Here is a 6,924-nt window from a genome sequence, read left to right as displayed (position 1 = left end):
GCCAATTCAGGGTCCACCGAAATACCTTCAATCAGTGTATTGGTGTTGCTTCCAGTAATCATGGCCTTCATTGCTTGGGACACGATTAAATGTCCACACAACTAATCAGTGTCCGCTATAAATAAAGGTTGTTTTTCATTAAGACTACTTTGCATAGGAACTGCGTTGCCATTCAGAATAACACAGGAAAAAATCATCTCCAAAAGTTTAAACGGCAGAGAACCCAGAATGGTTTTCGGGCTTTATTATGCTTTTTACGAGCAATTTGCAATCTCAAGCGAGATGCTTCTGTTTTTAATTCAAAATTATCAGGACATATATAATTGTTTTTCTCTGCATTGTATTGAAAACGAGGGATTATACTGCTTGTTGATTCATGACTTTGAGAGCGAAATAAAGGGATGGATGGTTTGATACCGTACTTTTTAACTGTACAAACTTTCGTTTGCACAGTTTTTATGATAGAACTCTATATTTTTAGAAGCAATGAGGTTTACTGTGTCGATAAAATCAGATACTTGGATTGAGAAAATGGCTCGTGAGCATGGAATGATTTCTCCATTCCAATCCGGACAGGTGAGAGAAAATGAAGGCGGACGGATTATTTCTTATGGAGTATCAAGCTATGGTTACGACGTTCGATGTTCCAATGAGTTTAAAATTTTTACTAACATTAATTCGGCTGTAGTTGATCCTAAAGCATTTGATGAAAACAGTTTTGTTGATGTTCAATCAGATGTTTGTATTATTCCTCCGAATTCATTTGCTTTGGCCCGTACCGTGGAATATTTTCGTATTCCTCGTAATGTTTTGACCATTTGCCTGGGTAAATCTACTTACGCTCGTTGCGGTATCATCGTCAATGTGACTCCACTTGAACCCGAATGGGAAGGGCATGTTACCCTGGAGTTTTCAAATACTACTACCTTACCTGCTAAAATTTATGCTAATGAAGGTGTTGCCCAAATGTTGTTCTTAGAAGCAAACGAAGTGTGCGCGGTATCTTATCGTGATCGTGGTGGTAAATATCAGGGGCAAACCGGCGTCACTCTGCCACGCACTTGATATTATTAGGCTGTTGATTGGATTTTGCCCTGAATTTAGTTAAGAAAGTACGTCATCCTGAGCATTGCGAAGGATCTCCTGCTATCCAGGGGACCCTTCGTCGCCAGCATCCTCAGGATGACGGCCAAAATCCTTAATTTATGGTAACGAGAGGTAGTTTGTGGCACAACGCTCCTTAAGTTAATAGTCTTTACCTGAATGGATACAAGTTATTTAACTATGATATAGCTTAAGAAGCGGCTTTATATTACCTTTATTCTTCTTTCGGCAAGGGGCAAGTGGCTCTTGATGCATCAACCCGCTCACGTAATTCCTTACCTGGTTTAAAGTGAGGACTGTATTTGGCTTCAGTCACTACTTTTTCCCCTGTTTTCGGATTATGGGCATTTCGTGGTGGCCTATAATGCAGCGAAAAACTGCCAAATCCACGAATCTCAATTCTCTGATTATTAATGAGCGCGTCGCTCATTAATTCCAAAATCCGGTTAATTCCATCGGCTACTTGCTTTTCAGTAAGATGCGTCATTCGAGCAGCGATGTGTTCAATGAGTTCCGATTTAATCATACCCACCTCGTTTTGTCGCGTGTGCTAAAGTCTGTCACCAGGACACATCAGGTGCTGACAATATTCCTTTGTTTTATAAGTATAGACGGGGTAAAAAATTATTCAATGTTTTCAAGCCAGTTAGTGACAATTTGTTTTTCGAGAATGGATAAAGGCAGGAACTACGCCCCAGCTCATTTGCAGTTTAGTTGAGTTTATCACCGTAAAGTCCTCATCTGGTAAGGCCTTACTGGTAGTTATCACCGTTTTCAGTTTAGGTAGTGTTTTGAGGCGTACATATAATTTTTGCCAAATTTCCCCCAAAAAGGTGGTTGAATTTACAAAGATTAGCGTTGCCTCATTTAAATCTGCTTCTAAAATATCATCTAGGAGTATCACTATCTTCTTTGCTTGCAGTATATAATCTTGATACGTTGCCAATTTCTCAGTCTGTTGTTGGGCAATCGAATATAATTCCGGGAGTAATTCTATGCCGATGCTTTTTTGTATGGGATAAACCATGGAGCAAGCAAGTACTGCTTTGCCTGTGCCACAGCCCAGATCATAAAATACGGTGTCCTTGTCTGGGTTTACCAACGATAAAAGAGCAATAAATGGGATAAATTCAATTTCACCATAGGTCAATTCAATTGCATCCTTTTTCTGCCTGGCTACACGGGATACTGCAAACCCATCCACACCATTATATAAGTGCTGAAATACCTGGATATGACTGGTGAGATTTAATGATTTTTTCCATTGCTCTATTCTGGTTTGTTTCCTTCTTTTCTTAATAGAATAAACAATAAGGGCTATTAAAAATAAACCGCACATTAAATAGATGGGGTTGGCTAAATTATTAGCCATGTTTTAATCCGTCATCATTCAATATTTTTTCTTTTTCTTCCTGTGTTAAATTGGGCCATGCCTGAAGTAACACTTTTCCTGCTTGTCGTTCATTCATTGCTTGATGATGCATTTCCCAAGGCAATTCATCGCTAAGATAAAGTACAATCACAAATGCGGTAAGCATCGTCGTCAATACTGCAAAAAGCCCAAGTTTTAATTGAAACAAATTCAGCAATTTATTGCTTTTGTTCACTGCATCATGGGCGACTCGCTCCACATGGTCACAACTTTCACTTGCTATGCGATGGAATTGATGCACATCATACTTGGACAATTGGCCGACAATGGCCTGAGTCACTTTTGCAGAATGGTGTTCAATTCGTTCAATACACTGTTCTGTCAGGTTTTCTAGTTGTTCCTGGTGCTGATGGATACTTTCAGCAAACAAGTGGCACTTTTTGTCCAAAGTGCTCAGGTTGTCTTTTCCTTGTTCCAAAGCCTTTTCTGCGAGCATGCGAAAACGGGTTGTTCCTGCTTGTGATAACAGCTCATTGAAGGAGGCTAATTCATTTTGAATATTTTTGGTTGAGTGAAGGATGCGCGCATTTTGCTGTTCAATTTCTTCTCGCCACTCCATCATCTTGGTTTCGGCAAGCTCAAAATAGGCAATAAATTCACCGGTATGGCGCAGAAGTTCTTTGACGCGAACTATATCATCATCTTGATAACGTTCCATGCGATCTCCTTTTTCTTTCCATCTTTATCTTTAACAGGTTCTGAGTGAATTTTCTTTACTATATCTCAAATATAAAATATTTCTATTAATTCATGGAGTTATATATTTTTTATTCGTAACACTCTCAATAAGTTGTGACAGAAGAGACAACAATGTCTCAGGTTATTGAGATGTTATTGTTACTCTTCATTCTATAATTATAAATTTACTTTGGGAACGGCAAAGTATAGTGCCGAAATTATCAGTTTTTTATGTGAGTTGACGCATTGCTGCGCCAACAAGTTCAAATATACAGCGTTCCTACAGACCAATCTCACGGCTACTTAGAGTTTTTTCATTTAGCGCGGGCTTATGGGATTGTCGTCAGGCATAGTTTCATCGGGGGGGGCATCAGTATTTTTTTCCGGTGGATTATTGGGTTCCGCATCTTGGAAAAAGAAATAACTTTTCCGCGTTGCCAATAACTCTGGTTTGGGTTGTTTGTCCTTTTGTAAGTCAAATTTTGTAGTAATTTCTGCTATCAATGTACGAAGCTCTGGATTATGGCTGCTATCCTTCTCATAATAAGTCAGGCGGCGCTGGAAATAAGCCTGAATGTCCTCAAAGGAGCAGTTAAAAAGTAACTGGCTTTTTGTTATGAACAGCTTGTATAACACTTCTATTTCATAGATGTACGCATTCGCTTCAGTATTAGGAATATTTGCTGCGACATTAAATGCATGTCCTGTTTCGTGAATTACCGCCCCGATAATATCAATAGGGTCTTTTTGTAAAAACGATTTTTGAAATACCAGAGTTTTATTTTCGACCCAATTAGCATGAAACCGGCTTAGTCGTTTGAATGTCATTGAGTTTACAAAAATGGCTGGATTATCTTGGACGCCAATAAATTCTCCAGATGGAACTAAATCAATTTCTAAATGGGGAATAACCACACGACCATCTTTTAAGGAGTCAATATGACCAATTTCCCTGCATTTATCAATAAGCAGCCTAATATGATAAATTGTAAGCATGGCGTACTCCTTACACACATACACGATAAATTTTTATGTCATTGAACAACAATATTTTTGTTTCAATCAATAACGCCTTTTTGGGCGTGGATTGGTTATGCTATGCGTTAGATTAATCTTCCATTGTAAAGTGATATATCATGTGTTTATACATTACTCAAGATGTATATGATGTTTCGATGAGTGAGCCATCAGAGCTTGACCCTTCAAGGGTTAATGGATTGCGAGCTCCGTTTTGTTGCGGTAGCCATAATCGCTGAGTGGCTTTGCATAAAGATCTTCAATTAGTAGCACTATGCTTTAAATTCTTTCGCAGTAGTGACAAAAGCCGCATTAAACTGTAAAAAGGCTGTTAATATTTCCTTAATCTTGATTCATTAAAATGGAACTATATCTTCGGGGTGGAGAGCACAATGGCAGGAAATAGTTTTTTTGATCGGGCTCCTGCGATAAACACGAGTAAGCAGGCCACATCAGAACATACCTTCATCAAAGTTGGTGGGCAGCAATTTCGAGCTGTAGCTGTAGCATTTATTGATCATTTCAAAAGTGCAACCCGTGTTAATGATGCAAGTATAAAAAAAATTCTGGAACGTTTTTATACCCATTTTCCGAAATTTATTTCTCATCAAGCTTATTTAACACCAATGGAGCGAATGGGGATATTAATCAATAGCGCACGTAAATCAGAAGTTGTTGACTGTTTGGCTTATGTGTTACATCAAATTACAATCGATGAAGTATACGCTCAGCCGTTGAAATACCGGGAAGTTTTCGATGGACTGGATGCAAAAACTGAAAAAATGCTTCTTCGCCAGCCAGGAACCGAATTACCCGCTAGCGTACTTCGGGCTCTCTCTCAGGTCTTGGGCGTCACCATTACTTTATCTTTTACGGAGCGCGGAAAAGACTTACGGCTTCGCGAGGTCTATACCAGCAGTGTGCCTCAAACAGCGAAAATTGAACTGGTTTTACAGGTTAATGATGGTAAATATTTTCCTCGTGTCAAGAATGAAGGGGATTATGTTTATGTTGGACAATTAGCAGTAAAAGCACCTGAGCCGGTCGTTAACATAGGGCAAAATACAGGTACAGTTGCTGAATATATTGAGTTGATAGCTGAGGACAATAAACAGCTTTTAAGAACCTATAATCAGTGGCGACAAAACTTTTTAAATATGGTTAAGATTGATGAGTTGTCTACCGAAAGCTTAATAACTTTATACATAAAGTTTCTACCAGAGAAGAGTACCATTATTCCAGATACAAAATTGTTTTTCTCTAAATTAACTGATCCGGATGGCAAGTTGCTGCCTGTCAAAGACATGAATAACTCAAGGTATGTCATTGAAGAATTGGCAGGTACACTGGCTGAATGGATTAGTATCAACCAGGTCAATCCGGATAATTTATTGGATTATATTGAAAAACCTGCGCTGCAAACAGCCATTTCTGTAGCCTGATACAGGATTTAACAGGTAGCTCTCGCACCGGAGCTGCCTGTTAGAGTGAAGCAATTATAAAAAACCTTGTTTCTTCATCCATTCATCGTTGGCATATTTAGACATATAGTTGCGTATTGAATCCGGCAAAATAACCAGGCACTTTTGTCCCTTGGCTAATGATTTAGCTGCTTGTAAGGCCGCCCACATGGCTGCCCCACTGGAACCACCAACAAGTAAACCTTCTTCATGGACTAATTGTCTTGCTGTACGGAATGAATCGATATCATTTGTTTTTACATAAGCATCGATTAAATTATTATCCAACACATCTGGGAAGAAATCATAGCCTATACCTTCAACTTGATAGGGTTTGATTTCAGTGCCTCCACCGAGGATTGACCCTTCAGGATCAACGCCAATGATTTTGATGGCCGGGTTATATTCTTTCAACCGTTTCGCTATTCCTGTTATCGTACCGCCAGTTCCTACTCCTGCAACAACCATATGTAAATCCAAACCAAAATCATCAATAATTTCCTGTGCCGTTCCATAATAATGGGCATTAGGATTATTGGGGTTTGAATACTGATCCAGTATATAAGAATCAGGTATTTGGGCGTTGAGATCTTTGGCCAGAGAAATGTGGCTGTCAGGATCGTGTGACGCAGCTTCAGTGCGGGTTCTGTAGATGGTTGCGCCAAGAAGTTCAAGTACGGATTGTTTTTCCTGACTCATTTTTTCCGGCATGGTGATAATTACTTTATAGCCCAAGACCGCGCCTGCCAGAGCAATCCCTATTCCTGTGTTTCCGGATGTCGGTTCAATAAGAGTATTTCCTGGTTTGATTCGGCCTTCGCGCTCTGCCTGGACGACCATTTCATAACCAATACGATCTTTTACAGAACCACCAGGGTTGAAAAATTCGCATTTGGCATAAAGTTCACAATTTAACTCTCTCCCCAGGCGGTTAATTTTTACAATTGGAGTTTGTCCGATGGTGGTGAGGATATTGGGGTAAATCATGTTAAATCCTTTTTCTATGAGGGCGCTTCAGATTATAAGGCCATAGAATAAAAATGCAAAATATGCCGGTTGTGCCGAGGCTTCAATAGTGATTTTTTTCTTTTTAACTTGTTAAACAATAAGCTTAATTGGGATCGATAGTGGATAGACGAATAAATTATTAGTTGATATTATCGGCAATCAATTTTGATTTTGGACACAGTTAATTATACAGGAGTTGGCAGTATGATGTCTCATTTTTTCAGT

At 39.2% G+C, this 6,924-nt stretch carries 7 protein-coding genes; 2 read left to right on the top strand and 5 right to left on the bottom strand.

From position 1 onward, the window contains the following. Window positions 1–498: 498 nt before the first annotated feature. Window positions 499–1,065: a dCTP deaminase gene (gene dcd / locus Q0495_RS09030; RefSeq protein ID WP_298625173.1), complete on the top strand. Its 567-nt coding sequence runs from the start codon at window positions 499–501 to the stop codon at window positions 1,063–1,065. Between the two features lie 253 nt (window positions 1,066–1,318). On the opposite strand, the gene Q0495_RS09025 is transcribed toward dcd, so the two are convergent. From Q0495_RS09025 to Q0495_RS09010, 4 genes are all read right to left on the bottom strand, one after another. Beyond that, entirely contained in the window at window positions 1,319–1,630 is a 312-nt protein-coding gene (locus Q0495_RS09025) for an integration host factor subunit beta (protein WP_298625171.1), read from the bottom strand. 120 nt (window positions 1,631–1,750) lie between these two features. Beyond that, the gene (locus tag Q0495_RS09020; protein WP_298625169.1) at window positions 1,751–2,476 is read right to left on the bottom strand and encodes a hypothetical protein; all 726 of its coding nucleotides are present in this window, start codon (window positions 2,474–2,476) and stop codon (window positions 1,751–1,753) included. Continuing rightward, window positions 2,469–3,194: a hypothetical protein gene (locus Q0495_RS09015; protein ID WP_298625167.1), complete on the bottom strand. Its 726-nt coding sequence runs from the start codon at window positions 3,192–3,194 to the stop codon at window positions 2,469–2,471. The genes Q0495_RS09020 and Q0495_RS09015 overlap by 8 nt, the downstream gene beginning before the upstream one ends. Before the next feature lie 338 nt (window positions 3,195–3,532). After that, on the bottom strand, window positions 3,533–4,210 hold the full coding sequence (locus tag Q0495_RS09010; protein ID WP_298625165.1) for a hypothetical protein: 678 nt from the start codon (window positions 4,208–4,210) through the stop codon (window positions 3,533–3,535). A 413-nt stretch (window positions 4,211–4,623) separates the two neighbouring features. Here Q0495_RS09010 and Q0495_RS09005 point away from each other — a divergent pair, with 413 nt between their 5' ends. Continuing rightward, window positions 4,624–5,673, top strand: coding sequence for a hypothetical protein (locus Q0495_RS09005; RefSeq protein WP_298625163.1), 1,050 nt, complete (start codon window positions 4,624–4,626; stop codon window positions 5,671–5,673). A 54-nt stretch (window positions 5,674–5,727) separates the two neighbouring features. On the opposite strand, the gene Q0495_RS09000 is transcribed toward Q0495_RS09005, so the two are convergent. Then, window positions 5,728–6,678 carry a pyridoxal-phosphate dependent enzyme gene (locus Q0495_RS09000; RefSeq protein ID WP_298625160.1) on the bottom strand — a complete coding sequence of 317 codons (951 nt, stop codon included), beginning with the start codon at window positions 6,676–6,678 and terminating at the stop codon, window positions 5,728–5,730. Between the last annotated feature and the right edge of the window lie 246 nt (window positions 6,679–6,924).

Origin of the sequence: uncultured Legionella sp. (assembly GCF_937871865.1) — a bacterium.
GTDB lineage: Bacteria > Pseudomonadota > Gammaproteobacteria > Legionellales > Legionellaceae > Legionella.
The sequence above is the reverse complement of the archived record's forward strand: the minus strand, read 5'-3'. Positions and strand labels throughout refer to the sequence as shown.